The organism is Acidovorax sp. (assembly GCF_034519795.1).
Lineage (GTDB): Bacteria > Pseudomonadota > Gammaproteobacteria > Burkholderiales > Burkholderiaceae_C > Acidovorax.
In genome coordinates, this window is record NZ_JAXHOB010000020.1 from 948,576 (window position 1) to 972,999 (window position 24,424).

At 66.8% G+C, this 24,424-nt stretch carries 20 protein-coding genes; 6 read left to right on the plus strand and 14 right to left on the minus strand.

Annotated elements, in window-relative coordinates; genetic code table 11:
- Window position 1 precedes the first annotated feature (1 nt).
- From U5N23_RS25640 to U5N23_RS25650, 3 genes are all read left to right on the plus strand, one after another.
- Complete coding sequence (locus U5N23_RS25640; protein ID WP_322595508.1) at window positions 2–1,858, plus strand: long-chain fatty acid--CoA ligase; 1,857 nt, start codon at window positions 2–4, stop codon at window positions 1,856–1,858.
- Between the two features lie 96 nt (window positions 1,859–1,954).
- Window positions 1,955–3,118 (plus strand): ABC transporter substrate-binding protein, encoded by a 1,164-nt coding sequence (locus tag U5N23_RS25645; RefSeq protein WP_322595509.1) that lies wholly within the window; start codon window positions 1,955–1,957, stop codon window positions 3,116–3,118.
- A gap of 118 nt (window positions 3,119–3,236) precedes the next feature.
- Window positions 3,237–4,400: an acyl-CoA dehydrogenase family protein gene (locus tag U5N23_RS25650; RefSeq protein WP_322595510.1), complete on the plus strand. Its 1,164-nt coding sequence runs from the start codon at window positions 3,237–3,239 to the stop codon at window positions 4,398–4,400.
- Between the two features lie 25 nt (window positions 4,401–4,425).
- On the opposite strand, the gene U5N23_RS25655 is transcribed toward U5N23_RS25650, so the two are convergent.
- Entirely contained in the window at window positions 4,426–4,731 is a 306-nt protein-coding gene (locus tag U5N23_RS25655) for a hypothetical protein (protein WP_322595511.1), read from the minus strand.
- A gap of 246 nt (window positions 4,732–4,977) precedes the next feature.
- Between U5N23_RS25655 and U5N23_RS25660 the strand changes: the two genes are divergently transcribed.
- The 3 genes from U5N23_RS25660 to U5N23_RS25670 all read left to right on the plus strand — a co-directional run bounded on the left by U5N23_RS25660 (window position 4,978) and on the right by U5N23_RS25670 (window position 9,149).
- The gene (locus tag U5N23_RS25660; RefSeq protein WP_322595512.1) at window positions 4,978–5,607 is read left to right on the plus strand and encodes an outer membrane beta-barrel protein; all 630 of its coding nucleotides are present in this window, start codon (window positions 4,978–4,980) and stop codon (window positions 5,605–5,607) included.
- 147 nt (window positions 5,608–5,754) lie between these two features.
- Complete coding sequence (locus U5N23_RS25665) at window positions 5,755–6,960, plus strand: acetyl-CoA C-acetyltransferase (protein ID WP_322595513.1); 1,206 nt, start codon at window positions 5,755–5,757, stop codon at window positions 6,958–6,960.
- Between the two features lie 23 nt (window positions 6,961–6,983).
- Window positions 6,984–9,149, plus strand: a complete 2,166-nt coding sequence (locus U5N23_RS25670) for a 3-hydroxyacyl-CoA dehydrogenase NAD-binding domain-containing protein (RefSeq protein ID WP_322595576.1) — start codon at window positions 6,984–6,986, stop codon at window positions 9,147–9,149.
- Window positions 9,150–9,946: 797 nt separating this feature from the next.
- Here the strand turns inward: U5N23_RS25670 and U5N23_RS25675 are convergent.
- The 13 genes from U5N23_RS25675 to argB all read right to left on the minus strand — a co-directional run bounded on the left by U5N23_RS25675 (window position 9,947) and on the right by argB (window position 24,377).
- Window positions 9,947–10,723 (minus strand): enoyl-CoA hydratase, encoded by a 777-nt coding sequence (locus tag U5N23_RS25675; protein WP_322595514.1) that lies wholly within the window; start codon window positions 10,721–10,723, stop codon window positions 9,947–9,949.
- Window positions 10,724–10,812: 89 nt separating this feature from the next.
- Window positions 10,813–11,697 carry a thioesterase family protein gene (locus U5N23_RS25680; RefSeq protein WP_322595515.1) on the minus strand — a complete coding sequence of 295 codons (885 nt, stop codon included), beginning with the start codon at window positions 11,695–11,697 and terminating at the stop codon, window positions 10,813–10,815.
- Between the two features lie 27 nt (window positions 11,698–11,724).
- The gene (locus U5N23_RS25685; protein WP_322595516.1) at window positions 11,725–12,609 is read right to left on the minus strand and encodes an alpha/beta fold hydrolase; all 885 of its coding nucleotides are present in this window, start codon (window positions 12,607–12,609) and stop codon (window positions 11,725–11,727) included.
- Window positions 12,610–12,950: 341 nt separating this feature from the next.
- Complete coding sequence (locus tag U5N23_RS25690; RefSeq protein ID WP_322595517.1) at window positions 12,951–14,150, minus strand: acetyl-CoA C-acyltransferase; 1,200 nt, start codon at window positions 14,148–14,150, stop codon at window positions 12,951–12,953.
- 15 nt (window positions 14,151–14,165) lie between these two features.
- Window positions 14,166–14,684 carry a DUF4442 domain-containing protein gene (locus tag U5N23_RS25695; RefSeq protein WP_322595518.1) on the minus strand — a complete coding sequence of 173 codons (519 nt, stop codon included), beginning with the start codon at window positions 14,682–14,684 and terminating at the stop codon, window positions 14,166–14,168.
- A 12-nt stretch (window positions 14,685–14,696) separates the two neighbouring features.
- Window positions 14,697–17,117, minus strand: a complete 2,421-nt coding sequence (locus tag U5N23_RS25700; protein ID WP_322595519.1) for a 3-hydroxyacyl-CoA dehydrogenase/enoyl-CoA hydratase family protein — start codon at window positions 17,115–17,117, stop codon at window positions 14,697–14,699.
- A gap of 93 nt (window positions 17,118–17,210) precedes the next feature.
- Window positions 17,211–17,651: a DUF2147 domain-containing protein gene (locus tag U5N23_RS25705; RefSeq protein WP_322595520.1), complete on the minus strand. Its 441-nt coding sequence runs from the start codon at window positions 17,649–17,651 to the stop codon at window positions 17,211–17,213.
- A gap of 47 nt (window positions 17,652–17,698) precedes the next feature.
- The gene (locus U5N23_RS25710; RefSeq protein WP_322595521.1) at window positions 17,699–19,495 is read right to left on the minus strand and encodes an acyl-CoA dehydrogenase C-terminal domain-containing protein; all 1,797 of its coding nucleotides are present in this window, start codon (window positions 19,493–19,495) and stop codon (window positions 17,699–17,701) included.
- 4 nt (window positions 19,496–19,499) lie between these two features.
- Complete coding sequence (locus tag U5N23_RS25715) at window positions 19,500–20,234, minus strand: TetR/AcrR family transcriptional regulator (protein WP_322595522.1); 735 nt, start codon at window positions 20,232–20,234, stop codon at window positions 19,500–19,502.
- A 165-nt stretch (window positions 20,235–20,399) separates the two neighbouring features.
- A complete protein-coding gene (slmA, locus tag U5N23_RS25720) occupies window positions 20,400–21,068 on the minus strand; it encodes a nucleoid occlusion factor SlmA (protein WP_322595523.1) in 669 nt (222 codons plus the stop codon).
- 179 nt (window positions 21,069–21,247) lie between these two features.
- Window positions 21,248–22,699: a sensor histidine kinase gene (locus tag U5N23_RS25725; RefSeq protein WP_322595524.1), complete on the minus strand. Its 1,452-nt coding sequence runs from the start codon at window positions 22,697–22,699 to the stop codon at window positions 21,248–21,250.
- Window positions 22,700–22,777: 78 nt separating this feature from the next.
- Complete coding sequence (locus U5N23_RS25730) at window positions 22,778–23,470, minus strand: response regulator transcription factor (RefSeq protein WP_322595525.1); 693 nt, start codon at window positions 23,468–23,470, stop codon at window positions 22,778–22,780.
- A gap of 16 nt (window positions 23,471–23,486) precedes the next feature.
- Window positions 23,487–24,377, minus strand: a complete 891-nt coding sequence (gene argB, locus U5N23_RS25735; protein WP_322595526.1) for an acetylglutamate kinase — start codon at window positions 24,375–24,377, stop codon at window positions 23,487–23,489.
- Between the last annotated feature and the right edge of the window lie 47 nt (window positions 24,378–24,424).

Sequence of the window (24,424 nt, forward strand, 5' to 3'; positions counted from 1 at the left end):
CATGTCCAACCTATGGGACCTCTCCCACATCCAGCCGGCCGGCACCGACGTGCTCGCAGGCGACACCATGGCCGCCATGTTCTGGAATGGCGTGGCCGAGCGCGGCCCGCGCGTGTGGATGCGCCAAAAGCAGCTCGGCATCTGGAAGAGCTGGACCTGGGACCAGACCGCCGATGCCGTGCGCGAGATCGCGGGCGGCCTGATGGCGCTGGGGTTTGCGCCGGGCGAATGCGCGTCCGTCCTGTCGAGCACCAACATCGAATGGGTGCTGGCCGACCTGGCCGTGCTCAGCTGTGGCGGCGTCTCCAACGGCATCTACCCCACCGACGCGGCCAGCCAGGTGCACTACCTCTGCGAGGACTCGCGCACCAGCGTGCTCTTCGTCGAGGACGACGAACAACTGGACAAGGCGCTGGAAGTGCGCGCGCAACTGCCGCTGCTGCGCAAGATCGTGGTCTTCGACATGGAGGGCCTGCGCAGCCTGGCGGACCCCGGCATCATCAGCCTGCAGGACCTGCGCGCGCTGGGCCAGGCATGGAACCAGCAGCATGCAGGCGAGCTGGAGCGCCGCGTGCAGGGCTGCAAACCCGAGGACGTGGCCATCCTGGTCTACACCTCGGGCACCACCGGCAAACCCAAGGGCGCCATGCACACCCATGCCGCGCTGGCCTACACCGTGCGCGGCTACAACACGCTGATCTCGCGCACCGAGGACGACGAGGCCATGTGCTTCCTGCCGCTGTGCCACATCGCCGAACGCATGGGGGGCGAATACTTCTCGCTGTATACCGGCTCGCGCCTGAACTTCGTGGAAAACCCCGACACCGTGCCCGAGAACGTGCGCGAGATCGCCCCCACCGTGTTCACCGCCGTGCCGCGCGTGTGGGAGAAGTTCTATTCCGGCGTGATGATCGCGCTCAAGGAATCCACGGCGCTGCAGCAGGCGGCCTATGCCTGGTCCATCGGTGTGGGCACGCGCATTGCCGACCAGGTGCTGGCCGGAAAGCCCGTGGGCGCGGGGCAGAAGCTGCAGTTCCAGCTGGCGCGCTGGCTGGCCCTGGACAACGTGCGCAAGCTCATCGGCATTCACCGGGCGCGCTTCCTGGTCACCGGTGCGGCGCCGATATCGCCCGAACTGGTGAAATGGTACCTGGCCCTGGGGGTGCCCATGCTGGAGGTGTGGGGCATGACCGAGACCTGCGGCGCTGCCACCGGCGTGCCGGCCAGCCGCATCAAGCCCGGCTCCATCGGCCCGGCCGCCAGCTACAACGAGGTGCGCGTGGACCCGGCCACGGGCGAGATCCAGGTGCGCGGCCCGAACGTCTTCAAGGGCTACCTGAACCAGCCCGAGAAGACGGCGGAGACCATCTCCCCCGATGGCTGGCTGCACACCGGCGACGTGGGCGTGATCGACGCCGACGGCTACCTGCGCATCACCGACCGCATGAAGGACATCATCATCACCGCCGGCGGCAAGAACATCACGCCGAGCGAGCTGGAGAACGAGCTCAAGTTCAGCCCCTACGTGACCGACGCGGTGGTCATCGGCGACGCACGCCCCTACCTCACGGTGATCATCATGATCGACCAGGAGAACGTGGAAAAGTACGCGCAGGACCACGATGTGCCGTTCTCCAACTACGCCAGCCTGACACGCGCGCCCGAGGTGCAGGCGCTGATACAGGCCGAGCTGGACCGGGTGAACACCCGCTTCGCGCGCGTGGAGCAGATCAAGAAGTTCTTCCTGCTCGACACGCAGCTCTCGGCCGAGGACGAGGAGCTGACCCCCACCATGAAGCTCAAGCGCAAGCTCGTGCAACAGAAGTATGCGGAACGCATTGAGGCCATGTACCGCTGAGCCGTGCCGGGCCCCGGTTCCATAGGGAAAGTGCTGGTGCCCGGTGCCGGGCATCGTTCTATAACGACGAATCCGATCCATCCAAGGAGACGTGCCATGAAACTTCATCCCATTGCCGCGCTGGCCATCGTGGCCATGTCCAGCGGTGCCGCCCAGGCCCAGGCCACGCAGGGCGTGACCAAGGACAGCATCACGCTGGGCTCCATCCAGGATCTTTCGGGGCCGCTCGCGGGCTTCGGCAAGCAGGTGCGCCTGGGGATGATGCTGCGCGTGGACGAGGCCAACGAACAGGGCGGCGTGAACGGCCGCAAGCTCGACCTCAAGGTGGAGGACTCGGGCTATGACCCCAAGAAGGCGGTGCTGGCGGCGCAGAAGCTCGTCAACCAGGACAAGATCTTCATGATGGTGGCGCACATCGGCACGGCGCAGAACCTGGCGGCCATGCCGGTGCAGTTCAGCAAGAACGTGATCAACTTCTTCCCCGTGACGGCTGCGCGCGAGATGTACGAGCCCTTCCACAAGCTCAAGTACTCGTTCGCTGCCACCTACTACGACCAGATCCGCCTGGCCGCGCCCAAGCTCATCAAGGAAAAGGGCGCCAAGAAGATCTGCACCATCTACCAGGACGACGAGTTCGGCCTGGAGGTGATGCGCGGTGGCGAGGCGGCCTTGAAGGCCATGGGCATGGACTTCACCGAGAAGACCTCGTACAAGCGTGGCGCCACCGACTTCTCGTCCCAGGTGGCAAAGATGAAGGCGGCGGAGTGCGACTTCGTGGTCCTGGGCACCATCATCCGCGAGACCATCGGCACCATCGGCGAGGCACGCAAGACCGGCTTCAACCCCACCTTCCTCGGCTCGAGCGCGGCCTACACCGACCTGATCCACAAACTCGGCGGCAAGCCCATGGACGGCCTGTACGCCACCATGACGGTGCAGCACCCCTACCTGGACGAGGCCTCGCAGCCGATCCGCTTCTGGGCCACCAAGTACAAGACCAAGTTCAATGAAGACCCCACGGTGTTCTCGGTCTACGGCTATGGCGCCATCGACGCCTTCATCCGCGCGGCGCAAAAGGCAGGTACCTCGCTGACCACCGACAGCTTCATCAAGGCCATGGACACCATGGTCATCCCACCCGACATGTTCGGCAGCGCCGAGGCGACCTATGGACCGCAGAAGCGCCTGGGCAGCGACCTGTCGCGCCTGTCGCAGATCCAGGACAGCAAGTGGAAGGTGGTGTCGGACTACGTGAAATAGGCGCCGCCCACGCTCGTCTGCCGGGCCGCCCTGCATGGGCGGCCTTTTTCATGGGGCCGAACCATGGCAGAATTTTGAAAAGCAAATGCTTTGCAAAATTACACCGGAGACAGGCACCATGATCGAACGCACCCTCTTCACCGCAGACCACCAGGCTTTTGCCGAAAGCTTTGCGCGCTTTCTCGACAAGGAGGTCGCGCCGCACCACGCCGCCTGGGAGGAGCAGGGCTATGTGGACCGTGCCGTGTGGACCAAGGCGGGGGAGAACGGCTTTCTGTGCATGGCCCTTCCCGAGGAGTACGGCGGCGCGGGCGCCGACAAGCTCTACTCGGTGGCGCAGATGGAGGCGATTGCGCGTGCCGGGTTCACCGGCATCGGCTTCGGGCTGCACAGCGAGATCGTGGCACCCTACCTGCTGCACTATGGCACCGAGGAGCAGAAGCGCCGCTACCTGCCGCAGCTGGCCAGCGGTGCCATGGTGGGCGCCATCGCCATGAGCGAGCCGGCCGCCGGCAGTGACCTGCAGGGCATCAAGGCCACGGCCGTGAAGAGCGCCGATGGCTCGCACTATGTGCTCAACGGCAGCAAGACCTTCATCACCAACGGCTGGCATGCCGACCTGGTGATCGTGGTCGCCAAGACCGACCCGGCAGCCGGTGCCAAGGGCACGAGCCTGCTCCTGGTGGAGCGCGGCATGCCGGGCTTCGAGAAAGGCCAGCGCCTGAAAAAGCTGGGCATGAAGGCGCAGGACACGTCCGAGCTGTTCTTCACCGACGTGAAGGTGCCGGCAGACAACCTGCTGGGCGGTCCGGCCATGGAAGGGCGCGGCTTCATCTGCCTGATGGAGCAACTGCCCTGGGAGCGCCTGCAGATCGCCATCACCGCCGTGGCCGCGGCCCAGGCGGCCATCGACTGGACGGTGGACTACGTCAAGCAGCGCAAGGTCTTCGGCCAGCCCGTGGCCAGCTACCAGAACACCCGCTACACGCTGGCCGAGCTGCAGACCGAGGTGCAGGTGGCCCGGGTGTTCGTGGACAAGTGCTGCGAGCTGATCGTGGCCGGCCAGCTCGACACCGCCACGGCCAGCATGGCCAAGTACTGGACCAGCGACCTGCAGTGCAAGGTGATGGACGAATGCCTGCAGCTGCACGGGGGCTATGGCTACATGTGGGAGTACCCCATCACCCGCGCCTACGCCGATGCCCGCGTGCAGCGCATCTACGGCGGCACCAACGAGATCATGAAGGAAGTGATCACCCGCGCGATGGGGCTGGGCAAGTAGCCCGGGCCGCAGCCTGGGGCTGCGCTTACAGCAGCCAGGTCTCGCGGATCTCTTCGGGACTGAGCTTGCGCGGGGCCGGTGCAGCGCCGCGCACCTGCAGCCAGTCGCGCACGCCGTCACGGCCGCTGAGGCCGCGCACCAGCAGCACCCCGGCGGCGATGCCGCGCACGGCCGCCGCACTGCGGCTGGGTGCCATCAGTGCGGATACCGCCAGGCCCGCGCCAGCGGCCAGCGCCAGGTGGTGTTCGAGGAAAAAGCCGGGGCGCGCGTCGTCGTACTCGATGGCGTCGCGCGCCAGGCGTTGGAGGGATTCGGAAAGGGTTTTGGCCATTGTTCTGAGGGGGCGGTCAATAAGCGGCCCAGCTTGCGCAGGATAAGGCCATGAAGGGCCGGCCCACAAGAGTCTGTTCGCAGGCGACAGGATAGCGCGTTGCTGGCGCAGCTCGGTGCAGGCCGATTCCTACACAGGCCACTTACCAAATCCCACGAGCTGTTACAGGGCGGCCGCCTAAATTGGAAGTCGGGCGCACCGCGCTTGCGGGCGCCAAGAACGGTGTCCTAACTCCGGGAGACTTCCATGAGACATGCACGGCGCAGCAGCACTTCCCCCTGGCTCATTGCCGCCATCGGCGGCGCCCTCTTCGGCGTGGTGTGCGGCGTGGCGCGCGCGCAGGCGCCTGCCGATGCGCCCATGCCCTCCTCCAGGTCCATCCTGCCCTTCACCCAGGCGGGCTACGTGGGCCTGTCGGGCGGGCGTTCCCGGTACGACCTGTACGCCGGGCCGTCCGGTTTGGCCTACGACGACAGCGACACTGCCTGGAAGCTCAGCACCGGCGGCTACTTTCACCGCAATTTCGGCGTCGAGGTGGGCTACCTCGATTTCGGCCGGGCCTACCGGCTGGACGGAAGGACCAAGGCCCGGGGCCTGAACCTGAGCCTGGTGGGCCGCGCGCCCATCGGCGACCGCCTGGAACTGTTTGCCAAGGCTGGCACCACCTACAGCCGGACCTTCACGTCCGCCCCGCCCGTCTATGGTCTGCAGACTGGCAGGAACAGCGGCATGGGTCTGTCCTTCGGCGTCGGCGCCAGCTGGGGCTTCACGCCCAACATCGCCGCCGTGCTGGAGTGGGAGCGCCACCGCCTGCACTTCGCGGACGATACGGCGCCCGCCGACCTGGCCACCGTGGGCGTGCGCTACAGGTTCTGATCGCCCCCATTCCCCGGGCACTACCGGCCGACCTGCCCTTGCGGTAGCCGTCGGCCGCCCGTACCTCAGCTGTCGCCATTTATACAAAGCAGATGATCTGTATAAAGCCGTACCGTCCTATACTGCGGCGACAACTGGAGACACGCCATGACACAAGCCTATGTGTTCGATGCCATCCGCACGCCGCGGGGCAAGGGCAAGAAGGACGGCAGCCTGCACGAGGTCAAGCCCATCAGCCTGCTCACCGGCCTGCTGACCGAGCTGCAGCGCCGCCACCGCTTCGATACCGCTGCCGTGGACGACATCGTCATGGGCATCGTCTCGCCCGTGGGTGAGCAGGGTTCGGTGCTGCCCAAGGTAGCGGCGCTCAAGGCGGGTTGGGACTTTCGCGCCTCGGGCCTGCAGGTCAACCGCTTTTGCGCTTCGGGCCTGGAGGCCGTGAATCTGGCCGCGCAGAAGGTGCGCTCGGGCTGGGAGGACCTGGTGGTGGCCGGTGGCGTGGAGAGCATGAGCCGCGTGCCCATTGGATCCGACGGCGGCGCCTGGGCGCAGGACCCGGACACCAACTCGGCCACGCTGTTCGTGCCCCAGGGCATCGGTGCGGACCTGATCGCCACGCTCGACGGCTTCACGCGTTCCGACGTGGATGCCTACGCCGTCGAATCCCAGCGCCGCGCCGCTGCCGCACGTGCAGCAGGGTATTTCAAACAGTCGGTGGTGCCGGTGCAAGACTTCCTGGGCCTGCCCATCCTGGAGGAGGACGAGTTCATCAAGCCGCTGACCACGCTCGAAGGCATGGCCGCGCTCAAGCCCTCGTTCGAGCAGTTGGGCGGCATGGGCTTCGACGCCGTGGCGCTGCAGCGCTACCCGCAGGTGGAGCGCATCCACCATGTGCACCATGCGGGCAATGCATCGGGCATCGTCGATGGCGCGGCGACGGTGCTGATCGGCAACGAGGCTGCGGCCGCGTCCCACGGCCTCACACCGCGCGCGCGCATCGTGGCCACGGCGCTCAGCGGTGCCGACCCGACCATCATGCTCAGCGGCCCCATGCCCGCCGCGCGCAAGGCGCTGGCCAAGGCGGGTCTGGACATCGGCCAGATCGACCTGTTCGAGGTCAACGAGGCCTTTGCCGCCGTGCCCATGCGCTTCATGCGCGAACTGGGCGTGCCGCACGAGAAGGTCAACGTCAACGGCGGCGCCATCGCCATGGGCCACCCGCTGGGCGCCACCGGCGCCATGATCCTGGGCACGCTGATCGACGAACTGCACCGCCGTCAACTGCGCTACGGCCTGGCCACCCTGTGCGTGGGCGGGGGCATGGGCATTGCCACCATCGTGGAGCGCGTGTGATGACGATGACGACGGAGAACACCATGCAGACCATCCGCTACGAACTCCTCGACGCCGCCGACGGCAAGGTGGCGCTCATCACCTTCGACGAGCCCGATTCCAGCGTCAACACCATGTGCCGCCAATGGCAGGCCGACCTGGGGGAGGCCACTGCGCGTGTGCTGGCCGACCGCGCCCAGCTCAAGGGTGTGGTGCTGGCATCGGCCAAGACCAGCTTCTTTGCCGGCGCCGACCTCAAGGCCACCATGCGCCTCACGCCGGCCGATGCACCCACGGCCTTCGGCGAGATAGAGCGCATGAAGCAGCACTTTCGCACGCTGGAAACCCTGGGCATCCCGGTGGTCAGCTGCCTCAACGGTGCGGCCCTGGGCGGCGGCTGGGAGGTGGCGCTGGTGGGCCACTACCGCATCGCCGTGGACAACCCGCGCATCCAGTTCGGCCTGCCCGAGGTGACCCTGGGCCTGATGCCCGGCGCCACCGGCATCACCAAGATGACGCGCCTGCTCGGCCTGATGGGTGCGCAGCCCTACCTGCTCGAAGGCAAGCTGTTCAACCCGCGCGAGGCGCTGGAACTGCAGCTGGTGCACGAGCTGGTGGCCACGCCCGAACAACTGCTGCCTGCCGCGCTGGCACGCATCGCCACGCACCCGCATTCTGTGCAGCCCTGGGACGACAAGAACCACAGGATGCCCGGCGGCACGCCCGCCAACCCCAAAGTGGCTGCGGCACTGAGCGTGGCGCCCGCCATGCTCAAGAAGACCACGCGCGGCCGCTACCCCGCGCCCGAGGCCATCCTGGCCACCATGGTCGAAGGCGCCATCGTCGACTACGACACCGCACTGCGCATCGAAAGCCGCTACCTCGCGCGCCTGATGACCGGGCCGGTCGCGCGCAACATGATCAACACGTTCTTCTTCGACATGAACGCGATCAAGAGCGGCCAGTCGCGCCCCGGCACCTCCCCGCGCTACAAGCCGCAGAAGGTCGGCATCCTGGGTGCCGGCATGATGGGCGCGGGCATCGCCTGGGCCCAGGCCAGCCGGGGTATTGCCACCGTGCTCAAGGATGTCACGCTGGAGAAGGCCGAGGCGGGGAAGGCCTACAGCGCCAAGCTCTCGCAGGCGCGCGTGGACAAGGGCCGCATGGAGGCCACGGCCCAGCAGGCGCTGCTGGGCAAGATCAAGGCCACCGCCGATGCTGCCGATCTGGCCGGCTGCGACCTGGTGATCGAGGCGGTGTTCGAGAGCCGTGAACTCAAGGCGAACGTGACGCGCGAGGCGGAGCCCCAGCTCGCCGAAGGCGGTTTCTTCGCCAGCAACACCTCGACCCTGCCCATCACCGGCCTGGCCCAGGCCAGCCGCCGGCCCGAAAAGTTCGTGGGCATCCACTTCTTCAGCCCCGTGGACAAGATGAAGCTGGTGGAGATCATCCGCGGCAAGCAAACCGACGACGAGACCGTGGCGCGTGCGTTCGACTACGTGCAGGCCCTGGGCAAGGTGCCCATCGTGGTCAACGACTCGCGCGGCTTCTATACCAGCCGCACCTTCGGCACCTATGTGATGGAAGGCGCCGCCCTGCTCGGCGAGGGCGTGCCCGCGGCGCTGATCGAGAACGCGGCGATGCAGGCCGGTATGCCCGTGGGGCCGTTGGCCGTGCTGGACGAGACGGCGCTGACCTTGAGTGTGCATGTGCTGGACCAGACCCGTGCGGACTACGCGGCAGAGGGCCGCAGCTACCAGGCCACGGCCGGGGAGTTGCTGGTGGAGCGCATGGTCAAGGAGCTCAAACGCCCTGGCCGTGCGGGTGGGGGCGGGTTCTATGACTACCCTGCGGGCGGTCGCAAGCAGTTGTGGCCTCAGCTGCGTTCGCTGTTCGAGAAGACGCCTGCTGCAGGTTCCGAGGTTCTGGGCGTGCAGGAGATCCAGGATCGGTTGCTGTACCGGCAGGCGGTGGAGACAGCGCGGTGCCTGGCGGAGGGGGTGCTTACCAGCGTGCACGATGCGAACATCGGGTCGATCTTCGGGATCGGGTTTCCGGCGTGGACTGGGGGGGCGATGCAGTTCATCTATGGAACGGGGGTGGAAGCGTTCCTGGCGCGGGCGGATGAGTTGGCGCAGCGGTTCGGGACTGGGTTTGCGCTGGATGCGGCGGCGCGCTCGGCCATTGAGCGGTTTCAGCCTCGGTACTGAGTGTTGATGCCGGAGGCTTTACTGAACGATTTGCCTGGCTAAAGGGCGGAGGCCGGGATGTGCGCCCGGCGGCGCACCTACTTTCTTTTTGCGCAAAAAGAAAGTAGGCAAAGAAACAGCGCCCCGCAGTCTGCGTCCCTTCGCTTCGCTGCGGGCAACCTGCGATGCTCGGATCTGGGGTGGTGCCGCAGAACTCGCTGCGTTCTTCGAACTCCGCTCAAACAGCTGCGGCAAGTCAGATCACGAAGCGTGTGTGTCCTTCGGCACACACGCCCACCCCAGCTCCTGCGCTTCTCGGCGCAGCCAGAAGGGGTGGGAGCGGGGTCAAGGACGGCTGCTGCTTTCGCAGCTGCGCCTGGGGTCGGGGACGCGCGCGGTGCGCGCTGCCGACGGCCTGAGCGCGACCGCCCTGCCCAGGCCAAGCGCAGCGAGGCAGTTGGGGCCGAGCGAAGCAATGGCCCGAGTGGAGCCCGTTTCCACCCCCTTCTGACCGTGCCGAGAAGCGCAGGGCCTGGGGTGAGCGCGTGCCGAAGGACACGCGCCTCGTCATCTGGCTCGCCGAAGCTGTTTGACCGGAGCTGCCTCACAGAGGCAGCTCAGGGAGTTCTTCGGCGTCACCCCAGGTCCGAGCATCGCAGGCTGCCCCCTCGCCCACCGGGCGAGGGGGACACGGGCAGCGGGGTCGCCTTTCTTTGGGGTACCTTTCTTTGGCGACTCAAAGAAAGGTACCTCGGCCGCCGGGCCGAGACCCGGCCTCCGCCCTCAGAAAAGCACAGAAGCACCTACCATCAAAAAAATCAAACCTTGCTGAAGTCAGGCTTGCGCTTCTCCATGAACGCCGAAAACGCCTCCCGCGCAGCAGGCTCGCGCAGCATGCGCCCAAAGCTCGCGCCCTCTTCCGCCATGCGCTCCAGCACCGGCTGAATCTGCCCCTTCTTCATCAACCGCTTGGTCTCGATCAACGCAGACAAAGGCTTGGCAGCCAGCTTCTTCGCCTGCGCCTGCGCCACCCCATTGCACTCCGTAGGCGGCACCACGCAATTGACCAGACCCACTTCCAGCGCAGCCTCGGCCATGAAGGGCTCGCCCAGCAGCAGGGCCTCTGCGGCACGGTGGTAACCCATCATCTGCGGCACCAGCAGGCTCGACGCCGCCTCGGGGCACAGGCCCAGGTTCACGAAGGGCATGGAGAACGCTGCGTTGTCACCCGCGTAGACCAGGTCGCAATGGAACAGCATGGTCGTGCCGATGCCCACCGCCGGGCCGCAGACAGATGCGATGACGGGCTTGGGAAACGCGGCAATGCCGTGCAGGAAGCGGAACACGGGCGAGTCCTGCGTGGCCGGTGGCTGCTGCAAGAAGTCGCCGATGTCGTTGCCGGCGCTGAAGATCGCCACATCGCCCTGGAACACCACCACGCGCACGGCCGCATCCGCTTCGGCGGCAACCAGTGCATCGGCCATGGCCGCGTACATGGTGGTGGTGATGGAGTTCTTCTTGTCCACCCGATTGAAGGTGATGGTGGTGACACCGGCTTCGGTGTGAACGAGGATGTCTTGGGTGGGTGCAGTCATGGCGGGAATCTCGGGGTTTGGGATGAATAGGGCATCGAAGGACGGATGCGGGCGCAGGATGCTAACGCCCCCTGCCCGCTTTCTACCCGTCACTCCTTGTAGTAGACGATCTGGTGGCTCGTGGCCAGCATGGTGCCGGCCTCGTTCCACAGTTGCGCGGTCTGGTCGAAGAAACCGTTGCGGAACTCCTGGCCGCGCGCCTGGCCCAGCAGGTGGCCGGTGCCGGTGGCCTCCAGCTGCTCGGCGCTGGCGTGGAAATACACGGTGATGGACACCGTGCCCGCCGGCACGCGGCGCGCGCGGCGCAGCCAGACGCGCGGGTAGAACACGTCGGCAAGGGCGGCGAGCGACAGGAAATCCAGCGGCCGTGGTGGCGCATCGCGCATCCACAATTGCGTGGTGCTGTGGTCGCCGCTGCCGTCCCAGGTGTTGGGGATGGGGCCTTTCAACGGGCGCATTTCGTAGCGGTTGATCCACTCGACGCCCTGCCGGGCAATGGCCGCCAGTTCGGCGGGCGGCGTCACCTCGGGCATGGGCAGGTCGCCCACGCTCCAGGTCTCGCGGCGCACAGCCGTCACCGCCGTGCCGGTGGTGGTGACTACCAGCGCACCCTCGGCATCGGCCTGCAGGATGGACAGTGTCCAGTGCTGGGTGGAGCGGTTGGTGCGCACGGGCACGGCCTGGATGGTGAAGGCGCCCTCCACCAGGGCCCCTGCGTAGTTGACCGTGAGCGACAGGGGATCGCCCAGCCGGTCCGGGTGCAGCAGGATGGCCTTGAGCAGGCTGGCCGCCGTGATGCCGCCAAACGGACCGACCATGTTCCAGTAACCGGGGTGGGTCTGCCCCTGGTACTGCCCCGGGACATCGCCGCTGGTGGACAGCTGCAGCGCTTCGTCGAGCGGGTGAATGTGTTCGTCGGCGGGTGTTGCCGAAGCGTCGTCACTGACGTGCGGAGTCTGGGTGCTGCTGATCATGCGCTGAGTGTGCCGAAAATTTCGGGACTACACCGTCGTGCCGGTGACTGTGGCCGCACCCAGCCCCGCAAGCAAGGCCGCCGCCGCGCGCGGCCACAGGCTGCTGCTGAACTGGTCGCGAAAGAAACCAAAATGCCCGATGCGGCGCACCTGCAGATCCGCCGGGGTGATGCTCTCCACCCGGCGCTCGGTGTTCGCATACAGGTTGACCAGGTTGTGCGTGCCGCGCAGCGTCATGAGCTCGTCGTCGCTCATCGACAGGGCCAGCACCGGAAAGCGCACCGCCCCATAGCTCTGCGCCACGGCAGCCCCTTCGGCCCCCACGCTGTAGGCGGGGTTCAGGCACCAGCGGCGCCACTGCAGGATCACGCCGGCCGGCAGGTCGCCCACCTTCTTGAGCGTGCGCCCCGGAAAGTAGCCGCACAGCCGCGTGGCCAGCGGCACCAGCACCCACCAGAAATACGGAACGATGCGCTTGAGCTGCGGCGCATTGTCGCGCCAGTAGCCACTGCCCGCCGCCACGCTGAGCAGCCCATCGACCTGCGCCGGGTTGCGCAACAGCCCCGGCAACTGCGCCCCCAGGCTGTGCCCCAGCAGGTACAGCGGCCGCGCCGGCAACGCCGCCTTGGCGGCCGAAATCACGGCCTCGTAGTCCTGCGCCCAATCGAACAGATCCGCCTTCACGGCCCGCATGGGGCCCTGCAGCGAATCCCCATGCCCGCGGTAGTCGAACGTCGTGACCCGAAACCCCTGCTGCGCCAGCCAGCGCGCAAACGCCTCGTAGAACGCCTGCCGCACTCCCATGGCCCCGCCAATCACGACGCTGGCGCGAGCGCTGACAGCACCGCCATCGGGCTCGTACACGCGCAGCGCCAATTGCGCGCTATCTACCTGCAAAGTCTGCTTTTCCATGCTTGTCTCCTGTAAAGACCGATCTACGCCGGTTCAATGGAAAACACTTCGAACGCTTTGGGTTTGCACACCCCGCCCTCAAGGGCGTAGCGAGCGGCTTTCAGGCTAGGCGGACGGAGCGCAGCAACCGGAACGTACTTCCTGTACGTGAGGATTGCGAGCACCGCCCAACGACGCAGAAGGCCGCTCGGTAGCCAGCCAACCACCCCGTCCTCAAGGGCGTAGCGAGCGGGATGAGCTGCTAGGCGGACGGAGCACAGGAACCGCAACGTACTTCCTGTACGTGAGGATTCCGAGCACCGCCCAACGACGCAGATCGCCCGCTCGGTAGCCAGCCAACATCAAACGGATTCGAAGATGCCGGCGGCTCCCTGTCCCATGCCTACGCACATCGTGACCATGCCGTACTTGAGCTTGTTGCGCTTGAGCGCATGCACCACCGTGGCCGAGCGGATCGCGCCCGTCGCACCCAGCGGGTGCCCCAGCGCGATCGCGCCGCCCATGGGATTGACCTTGGAAGGGTCCATGCCCAGGGTGTTCATCACCGCCAGCGACTGCGCCGCAAAGGCTTCGTTCAGCTCGAACCAATCGATGTCCTGCTGGTTCAGGCCCGCATAGCGCAGGGCCGCTGGGATCGCCTCGATGGGGCCGATGCCCATGATGTGCGGCGGCACGCCCTTGGAGGCATAGCTCACGAAGCGCGCCAGCGGCGTCAGGCCGAAGCGCTTCACGGCGGCCTCGCTGGCCAGGATCAGCGCACCGGCGCCATCGCTGGTCTGCGAGCTGTTGCCGGCCGTGACGGAGCCGCGCGCGGCGAACACCGTCTTGAGCTTGGCCAGGCCTTCGAGCGTGGTGTCGGGGCGGGCGCCTTCATCGAGGCCCACGGTGCGGCTCTTGGCAATCGACTCGCCGGTTTCGAGGTTGGCCGTGCGGTCGGTCACTTCGATGGGGGTGATCTCATCGGCGAAGTAGCCGGCCTGCTGGGCCGCCAGGGCTTTCTGGTGCGACTGCAGCGCGAACTGGTCCTGCGCATCGCGGCTGACCTTCCACTGCTGGGCCACCTTCTCGGCCGTGAGGCCCATGCCGTAGGCAATGCCCACGTCGCCGTCGCGCTCGAAGATCGAGGGCGACAGCGAGGGCGAGTTGCCCATCATGGGCACCATGCTCATGCTTTCCACACCCGCCGCGATCATCACGTCGGCCTCGCCCACGCGGATGCGGTCGGCCGCCATCTGCACGGCCGACAGGCCCGATGCGCAGAAGCGGTTGACGGTGATGCCGCCCACGCTGGTGGGCAGGCCGGCCAGCACGGCGCCGATGCGCGCGATGTTCAGGCCCTGCTGGGCCTCGGGGATCGCGCAGCCGCAGATGATGTCCTCGATGGCCTTGGGATCGAGACCGGGCGCTGCGGCCAGCGCTGCCTTGAGCGTGGTCGCCAGCAGATCGTCAGGCCGGGTGTTGCGGAAGAAGCCGCGGTGCGAGCGCCCGATGGGCGTGCGCGTGGCAGCAACGATGTAGGCTTCCTGGACTTGTTTGGCCATGGTGGTGAAACTCCTTCAATTCTTGGCTGGGCGGCTGGAGGATGGAATCCAGGCCCAGATAAATGCACATTCGACCGGCTCGACGCCGGCCTCATCGGTCACGGTGACGGTGACCTGGACCTCGCCCTTGTCGCTGGCCTGCATGGCGGCGCGCTGCTCTGCGGTGAGCACGGCCACGGCCTTGAGCCCGCCGGTGGCGCGCTTGCGAAAAGCCATGCGGAGCTCCTTGGCCAGCGGGATGCAGTCGTCGCGCACGTTCATGCCCACGACCATGCCCGTAGCCGTCTCGGCCAGCAGGTTCATGGCCGAGGCGTGCACGCCACCAATGTGGTTCTGCACACGGCGCTCGTTGGCCAGGTGCACCTCGACCCGCTCGGGCGTGAGCGACACGAACTTCACCCCGGCCGTGCCCGTGAAAGGCACGGCGCGGCGCAGGATGATGTTCTGCACGAAGCCGCGCATGAAGGCCGGGGCTTCGTCCAGCCGCATCAGCGAGCGCTGCAGCTTGTTCGGGGGACGGTTAGCGTCGTTCATGGAGGCGACCGGTCAGTTGCGCACAGGCTTGCCGGTGGACAGCATCCCGAGGATGCGCTCCTGCGTCTTGGGGTGTTCGATGAGGGCGCAGAACGCCTTGCGCTCCAGCGTCATCAGGTACTCCTCGCTCACCAGGGTGCCGGCATCCACATCGCCGCCGCAGACCACTTCGGCGATCAAGCCGGCGATGTGGAAGTCGTGCTGGCTGATGAAGCCGCCGTCGCGCATGTTGACCAGCGAGCCCTTGATGGTGGCGATGCCGCTGCGGCCCGCTACCGGGAACAAACGCTTGGCCGGCGCACGCCAGCCGCCCTTGGCCAGGGACTTGGCCTCGTTGATGGCCACGAACAGCAGTTCGTCCTTGTGCGGCACGATCACGTCGCTGTCGAGCAGGTAGCCGAGCTTGCGCGATTCGAGCGCGCTGGTACCCACCTTGGCCATGGCCGCAGCCGTGAAGCCTTCGGTCAGGAAGGGCAGGATGTCCTTGCCCGTGGAGGTGGCGGCGTTCTCGGCCGCACGGCGGGCAATGTAGGTCAGGCCGCCGGCGCCGGGCACCAGGCCCACGCCGACTTCGACCAGGCCGATGTAGCTTTCCATGTGCACCACACGGCGGGCCGAGTGCACGGCCAGCTCGCAGCCACCGCCCAGCGCCAGGCCGCGCACCGCAGCGACCACGGGCACGTTGGCGTAGCGGATGCGCAGCATGGTGTTCTGCAGTTCGGCCTCGGCCCCTTCGATGGCGCTCACGCCGGCCACCATGAAGGCGGGCAGCATGGCCTGCAGGTCGGCGCCGGCGCTGAAGGGCTCGTCGCCCGACCAGATCACCAGGCCTTCGTAGTCCTTCTCGGCCAGGTCCACAGCCAGCGTGAGGCCTTCGGCCACGTCGGGGCTGATGGCGTGCATCTTGGTCTTGATGCTGGCGATCACGATGCCGGTGCCGGGCGCGCGGTCAGCGCCTTCCAGGGTCCACAGGCGGATGGCATCGTCCTCGTGCAGCGTGGTGCCGGCGGTGGCGAAGTCGGGCAGCGCCTCGCCGAGCAGCTTCTCGGGGAAGTGCTGGCGCTCGTACACCGGCAGCGCACGGCGCGCGATGAACTTCTGCGCCGATGCGCTCCACGAGCCTTGTGCGGTGTGCACGCCACCGGCCTCGGCCACGGGGCCCTTGAAAACCCACTCGGGCAGCGGCGCCTTGGAGAGGGCCTTGCCGGCGTCGATGTCTTCCTGGATCATCTTCGCCACGTCGAGCCAGCCGGCTTCCTGCCACAGCTCGAAGGGGCCTTGCTTCATGCCGAAGCCCCAGCGCATGGCCTGGTCTACATCGCGCGCATTGTCGGCAATGGTGGAGAGATGCACGGCGGCATAGTGGAAACTGTTGCGCAGGATGGCCCAGAGGAACTGGCCTTGCGCACCCTCGGCATTGCGCAGCAGGCGCAGGCGCTCGGCGGCAGGCTTTTTGAGCATGCGGCCGTACACCTCGTCGGCCTTCTGGCCGCCGGGCACGTACTCTTCGCTCTGGAGGTCAAAGCGCAGTACGTCGCGCCCGACCTTCTTGTAGAAACCGGCCTTGGCCTTCTGGCCCAGGTTGCCCAACTCCAGCAGCTTTTGGAGCACGGCGGGCGTGCCGAAGCTGGCGTAGAACGGGTCGCTCTTGTCGTCCAGGTTGTCCTGCAGCGTCTTGATGACGTGGGCCATGGTATCGAGGCCCACCACGTCGGCGGTGCGGAAGGTGCCGCTCGAGGCACGGCCGAGCTTCTTGCCCGTGAGGTCATCGACCACGTCGTAGGTCAGGCCGAAGTTCTCGACTTCTTTCATGGTCGCCAGCATGCCGGCAATGCCCACGCGGTTGGCGACGAAGTTGGGCGTGTCGTGCGCGCGCACCACGCCCTTGCCCAGTCCGCTGGTGACGAAGGCTTCGAGCTGGTCGAGCACTTCGGGCGAGGTCGTGGGCGTGTTGATCAGCTCCACCAGCACCATGTAGCGCGGCGGGTTGAAGAAGTGGATGCCGCAAAAACGCGGCTTGATGCTCTCGGGCAGGGCCTCGGAGAGCTTGGTGATCGACAGGCCCGAGGTGTTCGATGCCACGATGGCATGCGGTGCGACGAAAGGCGCGATCTTCTTGTACAGGTCGAGCTTCCAGTCCATGCGCTCGGCGATGGCCTCGATGATCAGGTCGCAGTCGCGCAGTTGCTCCAGGTGCTCCTCATAGTTGGCCTGGCCGATCAGGGCGGCATCGTCCGCCACGCCCAGGGGCGAGGGCTTGAGCTTCTTGAGGCCTTCGACGGCACGGGTGACGATGCCGTTCTTCGGACCTTCCTTGGCCGGCAGGTCGAACAGCACCACAGGCACCTTGACGTTGACCAGGTGCGCAGCGATCTGCGCGCCCATCACGCCCGCGCCGAGCACGGCGACTTTCTTCACTTGGAATCTTGACATCGGTGTTTCTCCATGAGGACGACAGCGGCGCAGCGCCCTGCCCTCGTTGTTGCGCGCACCTGGCGTGGCCCGGTGCGTGCGGTTGTCTTTGTCTTACTGCACCCGCACCCAGGTCTGCGTGCGGCCGAAGGGGCCGATGGAGCCGCGCACTTCCAGCTTCTTGCCACCCTCGATGGGCGCCATGCGCAGCGTGTAGTTGCGGCCGTTCTCGGGGTCGAGAATCTTGCCGCCCTCCCACACGTCCTTGCCTTCGGCCTTCTTGGCGCCGCGGATGAGCTCCAGGCCCTGCAGTGGCTTGCCCTTGCGGTCGTCGCTGCATTCCGTGCACACCTCGTCGGGCTTGGCGTCCTTGGCCAGGCGCTTTTCGAGCACGCCGGTCAGGGCACCTCCACCCGCATCGCGGATGCGGATCTCGGCCTTGGCCTCGCCGGTCTTGTCGTCAACGTTGCGCCACAGGCCTTCGGGCGTCATCTGCGCCCAGGCCGGTGCCGCAAAGGCGACGAACGCAAGGGCGGCTGTTGCTGCTTTGTACATGGACGCTGCTCCGTGGTTCAAGAGGTCGGGATCCGCAAGCCAGCGACTCAGGCCAGGGCCAGGTCGGTGTCCATCAGCACCTTGCTGCCGGCACGGGCCGTGCGCATCAGCGTCGCGGTCTCGGGGAAGAGCTTGGCGAAGTAGAAGCGCGCGGTCTGCAGCTTGGCCTGGTAGAACGGGTCGGTGTTGCCGGCGGCGATCTCGCGCAGGGCGACCTGGGCCATGCGGGCGAACAGGTAGCCGAACACCAGGTGGCCAGCCACGCGCAGGTAGTCCACGGCGGCGGCACCCACTTCGTCGGGGTTCTGAAGGCCCTTGAAGCCGATCTCGGTGGTGAACTTGGTCATCTGGTCGGCCAGGTAGGCGACGGGGTTGATGAACTCGGCCATCTTCTCGTTCACGCCTTCTTCCTCGACCAGCTTGCCCACGAGCTTGCCGAACTTCTTGAGCGAGGCGCCGTTGTTGCCCAGGATCTTGCGGCCCAGCAGGTCCAGCGACTGGATGGTGTTGGTGCCTTCGTAGATCATGTTGATGCGGTTGTCGCGCACGTACTGCTCCATGCCCCATTCCTTGATGAAGCCATGGCCGCCGAAGACCTGCATGCACGCGTTGGTGGCGATGTGGCCGTTGTCGGTGATGAAGGCCTTGACGATGGGCGTGAGCAGGGCCACGAGTTCCTCGGAGTCCTTGCGCACCTTCTCGTCGGCGTGGCCGTGGGCCTTGTCCAGCAGCAGCGTGCAGAAGATCTGCAGCGCGCGGCCGCCTTCGGCATAGGCCTTGGCCGTGAGCAGCATCTTGCGCACGTCGGGGTGCACGATGATCGGGTCGGCATCCTTGTCCTTGGCCTTGGTGCCCGACAGGCTGCGCATCTGGATGCGGTCCTTGGCATAGGCCAGGGCATTTTGGTAGGCCACTTCGGTCAGGCCCAGCGACTGGTTGCCCACGCCCAGGCGGGCGGCGTTCATCATCACGAACATGGCGGCCAGGCCCTTGTTGGGCTGGCCCACCAGGGTGCCGATGGCGCCGTCGATGGCGATCTGCGCCGTGGCGTTGCCATGGATGCCCATCTTGTGCTCCAGGCCCGTACAGAAGATCGGGTTGCGCTCACCCAGCGAGCCATCGGCATTGATGTTGAACTTGGGCACGACGAACAGGCTGATGCCCTTGCTGCCCTTGGGCGCGTCGGGCAGGCGTGCCAACACCAGGTGGACGATGTTGACGGCCATGTCGTGCTCACCGGCCGAGATGAAGATCTTGTTGCCGGTGATCTTGTAGCTGCCGTCGGCCAGGGGCTCGGCCTTGGTGCGCAGCAGGCCCAGGTCGGTACCGCAATGGGGTTCGGTCAGGCACATGGTGCCGGTCCACTCACCGCTGGTGAGCTTGGGCAGGTACAGCGCCTTTTGCGCATCGGTGCCGTGGGCATGCAGGGCCTCGTAGGCGCCGTGCGACAGGCCGGGGTACATGGTCCAGGCCTGGTTGGCCGAGTTCATCATCTCGTACAGGCACTGGTTGAGCACGAAGGGCAGGCCCTGGCCGCCGTAGGCGGGGTCGCAGGAGAGGGCTGCCCAGCCGCCTTCGACGTACTTGGCGTAGGCGTCCTTGAAGCCCGTGGGGGTCTTCACTTCGTGGGTGGCCTTGTCCAGCACGCAGCCTTCGGTGTCGCCGCTGATGTTCAGCGGGAAGGTGACCTCGGCAGCGAACTTGCCGGCTTCTTCGATCACGGCATTGATGGTGTCCACGTCCACCTCGGCATGGGCCGGCAGGGCCTTGAGTTCGTCGCTGACCTTGAGCACTTCGTGCATGACGAATTGCATGTCGCGCAGGGGCGGCGTATAGCTGGGCATGGGGTTACTCCTTGGAGATGGTGGTTTGGATGGAAACTTTGCGGCGTGCTGCAGCGGGTGCGGCTGCGGCCACCGGGGTGCTTGGTACGCTGTAGCGCGCCAGAATGTTCTGAAAGCCCATGACGGAGCGCGCCATGGAGCCGGGGGTGCGCAGGAAGCGCGCTTCATAGTGCAGCGCCAGGATCAGGCCGTGGATCTCGAAGAGCATCTGCTCTTCATTGGTGTCAGGGCGCAGTTCGCCGCACTCCTTGCACTGCTCGATGGCGCGGCGCATGGCGGCCAGCCAGGTCAGGACCGAACTGGCCAGCGCGTCGCGCACGGGGCCGTTGCGGTCATCGAACTCGACCGCACCGCTGATGTAGATGCAGCCCGAGTCGATCTCGATGGAGGTGCGCTTCATCCAGTTGTCGAACAGCGCACTCAGGCGCGCCACGCCGCGCGGCGCCGACATGGCGGGGTAGAACACCTCTTGCTCGAAGCGGGTGTGGTATTCGCGGATCACGGAGATCTGCAACTCCTCGCGCGAACCGAAGTGGGCGAAGACGCCCGACTTGCTCATGCCCGTCACATCGGCCAGGGCGCCAATGGACAGGCCCTCGAGCCCGATGTGTGTGGCCAGGCCGAGCGCCGCCTCGACGATGACCGCCTTGGTCTGCTGGCCTTTTTGCAGGGCGCGGCCCGTGCCGCTGCGGGGGCGCGGAATGCGGGTGACCGGGGTAGAGTCGGAGGTGGCGGGCATGCGTGCAAATAAAAACGAACGTTCGTACTATTCTGCAGCAAATTCACCGCGCCGCCAAAAGCCTCTCCAAAAATAGGGAGACCGTACCAAAAGTTTGTTGCACGGCAGCGACCCGGCGGTGCTGCAGGCGCGCCCTTGCGGCGCGCCGGGAACGCGTCTGCGCCCCTACTTCTGGACCATCAGCGCCAGGCTGGCATCCAAATGCTCGGTGGGCATGCGGCGAAAGCCCGAGCGCGCGTAGCGCTGCAGGCGCCCGAGCGCAAACGCTGTGAGCACGCTGGCGGCCACCTGGGCATCGACCGTGGGCGTGTCCGAGTCAGCTTTTGCAGGCCGCAGGCACTGGCGCAGCGTGGACTCGATGCGATCGAAGAACTGGTTCATGCGCTGCTGCAGGCGCTCGTGCTCGAACACCAGGGCGTCGCCCACCATCACGCGCACCATGCCGGGGTTGCGCTCGCCGAACTGCAACAGCACCGCGACGATGCGGTTTGCCTGGCGCAAGCCCACTTCGGCCGGCTGGGCGGGGTCGGGCACTTCGCGGCCGGTGATCTGCTGCACCAGGGTGAACACGGACTGCTCGATGAAGTCGATCAGCCCCTCGAACATCTGCGCCTTGCTGGCGAAGTGGCGGTAGAGCGCGGCCTCGCTGACGGACAGGCGCGACGCCAGCGCCGCCGTGGTGATGCGCTCCGCGCCCGGCTGTTCCAGCATGGTGGCCAGCATCTGCAGGATCTGCACCCGGCGCTCACCGGGCTTGGGCCGCTTGCGCGCGGCAGGGCTGTCCCCTGCATCGGCGGTGCTGGCTGGCTCGGGAGACGTGAAAAGATCGGACATGCGCAAAGAGGGAGTGAGTACGCTCCGGGGCTGGCAGCCCCAGAGCCCTGGGGCCTGTGGTCCCCACCACCTGGAACGCATGCCGGGGGTAACAGCATGCCCAGTCTGCGGCAGGGCGTAAATCATGTGTGGAAATGATTCTCGCACAGGCCTCGGAGCCCGCCGCCGTACCGCACAGGCTACAGCGGAAACACCACAGTCACCAGCAGGCCACGGCCTTGCGCCCCGGTGCCCAGGGTCAGCGAAGCGCGGTGCACACGGGCGATCTCGTCGGCGATCGCCAGGCCCAGGCCCGTGCCCTCGCCCACTGTGCCCGGCACGCGGTAAAAGCGCTGCATCACGCGGGTGCGCTCGGCATCGGGCACCCCGGGGCCATCGTCCTCCACCTGCAGGAAAACGCGCGGCGGCCCGCTCTTGCCCTGGCGCATGCCGCAGCGGATCGTGACGATGCCCGAGGGCGGGGTGTACTTGATGGCGTTGTCCACCAGGTTGGACAGCAGCTCGCGCAGCAGCCAGCCGTGGCCCGTGACATGCACGGGCTGGACCTCGATCCCCAGGTCCAGGCCCTTGCCGGTGGCGGGATCGAGAAAGGTTTCGAGCAGGGTCTCGCACAGGTCCTTGAGGTCCACCCGCTGGGGCAACTGGGCGTCGAGGCTGCGCGCGTCGGCACGCGACAGGGCGAGCAACTGGTGCGCCAGCTGCGAGGTACGGCGCGTGGCGTTGCGCAGCTTCTCGATCTGGTCCACGCCGAGCACGATGGCACCCTGGGTTCGCCCATCGGTGGACACGGGGCCCTTCTTGTCCGCGCCGGACGATGGCATCCGCTGGGGTGCCGCCGCCTTGGCCATCATGGCCCAGGCCTCGACCTGGGCCTGCAGACCCGCGAGCGGGGTGCGTAGTTGGTGCGCGGCATCGGCCACAAAGCGGCGCTGGCCCTCGGCCTGCGCGTTGACCAGGGCGAACAGTCGGTTGAGCGAATGCACGAGCGGCCGCACTTCCGAGGGCGAGGCCGCCTCGTCGATCGGGCTCAGGTCGCGCGGCGAGCGGTGCTCCACCGCTTCGGCCAGGTCCACCAGCGGCTTGAAGGCCTGGCGCACGGCCCAGTGGATGGCCAGCGCGGCTGCGGCCACCAGCACCAGGTTGGGCAGCAGCACGCGCAGCAGCAGTTGCTGGGCCCACTGCTGGCGCGGGTCGGACCCATCGGCCAGGGCCACCACCATCTCGCCAGCCCCCGTGCGCCCGCGCTGCACGGCCACACGGTAGGTCACGCCGCCGTACTCCATGCTGTGGAACTCGGGTGCCTGGGTGGTGGGCACGGCACTGTGCACCCAGTCGTCACCCAGCAGCAGCTTGCCCGACGGGTCGCGCACGCTGTAGCCCGAGAAGCCGGCGTTCTGCCGCAAAAAATCCTCCAGCGGTGGGGCCAGCAGCAGCAGGGGCGGATCGTTGTCGCGGATGGCCGGGGCCAGCACCGAGTCGGACAGGGCCGGCAACAGGCGCAGCAGGCGCTGGTCGTGCTGGCCGGCCGCCTCGTCCGCCGACCGGTAGTCGAGCCAGACCCCGATGGTCGCCAGCACGCACAGGGGCAGCACCAGCAGCAGCAGCAAGCGGTTGCGCAGGTCCGAGGTCATGGCACGCAGCCCGGGCCGTCGCACAGGAGGGGTCCGGGGTTCCATGGTCAGGGCCGCGAGAAGAAGAATGGGGCGTTTTCAGCCGGCCTGGAGTTCCAGCCGGTAGCCGAACCCCCGGATCGAGCGCAGCGCCACGCCGTGCGGCTCCAGCTTGCCACGCAGGCGGGAGACATACACCTCGACCGCGTTGGGGGTGATCTCCTTGTCCCAGCCGGTCAGGGCCTGCAGCAGCTTGTCTTTGCTGGCGGGTTTGGGCGCATTGATGAGCAGGTATTCGAGCACGGTCCACTCGCGCGGCCCGAGCTCGATCACCTGTTCGCCGGCATCGGAGCGGATGCTGGCACGCCGCCCTGCCGTGTCCAGTTCCAGCGGGCCGAAGCTGAGCACCGCCGTGGTGGCGGCCTGGGAGCGGCGCAGCAGGGCACGCAGGCGTGCCAGCAACTCGGGCAGCTCGAAGGGCTTGACCATGTAGTCGTCGGCCCCCAGGTCCAGGCCCTGCACGCGGTCGTGCAGGGCATCGCGCGCGGTGAGGATGAGCACGGGCATCGACGGGCTGGCCATGTCCGGGCGGCGCAGGCGCTTCGTGAGCTCGAGCCCGTCCATGGCCGGCAGGCCGATGTCGATGATGGCGGCGTCGAAGGATTCGACGCGCAGGACTTCTTCCGCGCGCTCGCCGCTGCCGACCCAATCCACTGCATAGCCGGCATCGGACAGCCCCAGCTTGATGCCGCTGGCCACCATCACATCGTCTTCGACCAGCAGCAGTCTCATTCCATCACCAGGATCATCAATGGCTGCGGATCATCGTGCCGTAGGCCTGGTCGGTCAGGATTTCGAGCAGCATGGCGTGGGGAACGCGGCCGTCGATGATGTGCACCGCATGCACGCCCGCCTTGGCGGCATCCAGCGCGCCGGCGATCTTGGGCAGCATGCCGCCGGAGATGGTGCCGTCGGCAAACAGCGCGTCGATCTCGCGCGCCGTGAGGTCGGTGAGCAGTTGGCCCTGCTTGTCCAGCACACCGGGGGTGTTGGTCAGGAGCATCAGCTTCTCGGCCTGCAGCACGGTGGCCAGCTTGCTGGCGACCACGTCGGCATTGATGTTGTAGCTCTCGTTGTTCTCGCCGAAGCCGATGGGGCTGATCACGGGGATGAAAGCATCGTCCTGCAGCGCCTTGACCACGCTGGGGTCGATGGAGAGGATGTCGCCCACCTGGCCCACGTCATGCTCGATGCTGGGGTCCTTGGTGTCGAGCAGTTTGAGCTTCTGTGCGCGGATCATGCCTCCATCGCGCCCCGTGAGGCCCACGGCCTTGCCGCCAGCCTGGTTGATCAGGCCCACGATGTCCTGCTGCACCTCACCGGCCAACACCCACTCCACCACTTCCATGGTTTCGGCGTCGGTCACGCGCATGCCTTGCACGAATTCGCCCTTCTTGCCCAGGCGATTCAGGGCCGTTTCGATCTGCGGGCCACCGCCGTGCACCACGACGGGGTTCATGCCCACGAGCTTGAGCAGCACCACGTCTTCGGCGAAGTCGGCCTGCAGGGCCGGGTCGGTCATGGCATTGCCGCCGTACTTGATGACAATCGTCTTGCCATGGAACTTGCGGATGTAGGGCAGCGCCTGGGCCAGGATTTCAGCCTTGTCGCGGGGAGCAATCGAAAGAAGGTCGGTCATGGGGGCGGGCCGTCGGGAGAAAACGATGAGGCGCAAATTGTGCCGCA

Bases quoted from the DNA above. Each gene is read 5' to 3' on its own strand.
- U5N23_RS25680 (WP_322595515.1), bottom strand. From the start codon at position 11,697: ATGATCAGCAGCACCCAGACTCCGCACGTCAGTGACGACGCTTCGGCA.
- argB (WP_322595526.1), bottom strand. From the start codon at position 24,377: ATGACCGACCTTCTTTCGATTGCTCCCCGCGACAAGGCTGAAATCCTG.
- U5N23_RS25730 (WP_322595525.1), bottom strand. From the start codon at position 23,470: ATGAGACTGCTGCTGGTCGAAGACGATGTGATGGTGGCCAGCGGCATC.
- U5N23_RS25665 (WP_322595513.1), top strand. From the start codon at position 5,755: ATGACACAAGCCTATGTGTTCGATGCCATCCGCACGCCGCGGGGCAAG.
- U5N23_RS25675 (WP_322595514.1), bottom strand. From the start codon at position 10,723: ATGACTGCACCCACCCAAGACATCCTCGTTCACACCGAAGCCGGTGTC.
- U5N23_RS25725 (WP_322595524.1), bottom strand. From the start codon at position 22,699: ATGACCTCGGACCTGCGCAACCGCTTGCTGCTGCTGCTGGTGCTGCCC.
- slmA (WP_322595523.1), bottom strand. From the start codon at position 21,068: ATGTCCGATCTTTTCACGTCTCCCGAGCCAGCCAGCACCGCCGATGCA.
- U5N23_RS25640 (WP_322595508.1), top strand. From the start codon at position 2: ATGTCCAACCTATGGGACCTCTCCCACATCCAGCCGGCCGGCACCGAC.
- U5N23_RS25690 (WP_322595517.1), bottom strand. From the start codon at position 14,150: ATGGCCAAACAAGTCCAGGAAGCCTACATCGTTGCTGCCACGCGCACG.
- U5N23_RS25660 (WP_322595512.1), top strand. From the start codon at position 4,978: ATGAGACATGCACGGCGCAGCAGCACTTCCCCCTGGCTCATTGCCGCC.
- U5N23_RS25705 (WP_322595520.1), bottom strand. From the start codon at position 17,651: ATGTACAAAGCAGCAACAGCCGCCCTTGCGTTCGTCGCCTTTGCGGCA.
- U5N23_RS25695 (WP_322595518.1), bottom strand. From the start codon at position 14,684: ATGAACGACGCTAACCGTCCCCCGAACAAGCTGCAGCGCTCGCTGATG.
- U5N23_RS25715 (WP_322595522.1), bottom strand. From the start codon at position 20,234: ATGCCCGCCACCTCCGACTCTACCCCGGTCACCCGCATTCCGCGCCCC.
- U5N23_RS25685 (WP_322595516.1), bottom strand. From the start codon at position 12,609: ATGGAAAAGCAGACTTTGCAGGTAGATAGCGCGCAATTGGCGCTGCGC.
- U5N23_RS25650 (WP_322595510.1), top strand. From the start codon at position 3,237: ATGATCGAACGCACCCTCTTCACCGCAGACCACCAGGCTTTTGCCGAA.
- U5N23_RS25645 (WP_322595509.1), top strand. From the start codon at position 1,955: ATGAAACTTCATCCCATTGCCGCGCTGGCCATCGTGGCCATGTCCAGC.
- U5N23_RS25655 (WP_322595511.1), bottom strand. From the start codon at position 4,731: ATGGCCAAAACCCTTTCCGAATCCCTCCAACGCCTGGCGCGCGACGCC.
- U5N23_RS25670 (WP_322595576.1), top strand. From the start codon at position 6,984: ATGCAGACCATCCGCTACGAACTCCTCGACGCCGCCGACGGCAAGGTG.
- U5N23_RS25710 (WP_322595521.1), bottom strand. From the start codon at position 19,495: ATGCCCAGCTATACGCCGCCCCTGCGCGACATGCAATTCGTCATGCAC.
- U5N23_RS25700 (WP_322595519.1), bottom strand. From the start codon at position 17,117: ATGTCAAGATTCCAAGTGAAGAAAGTCGCCGTGCTCGGCGCGGGCGTG.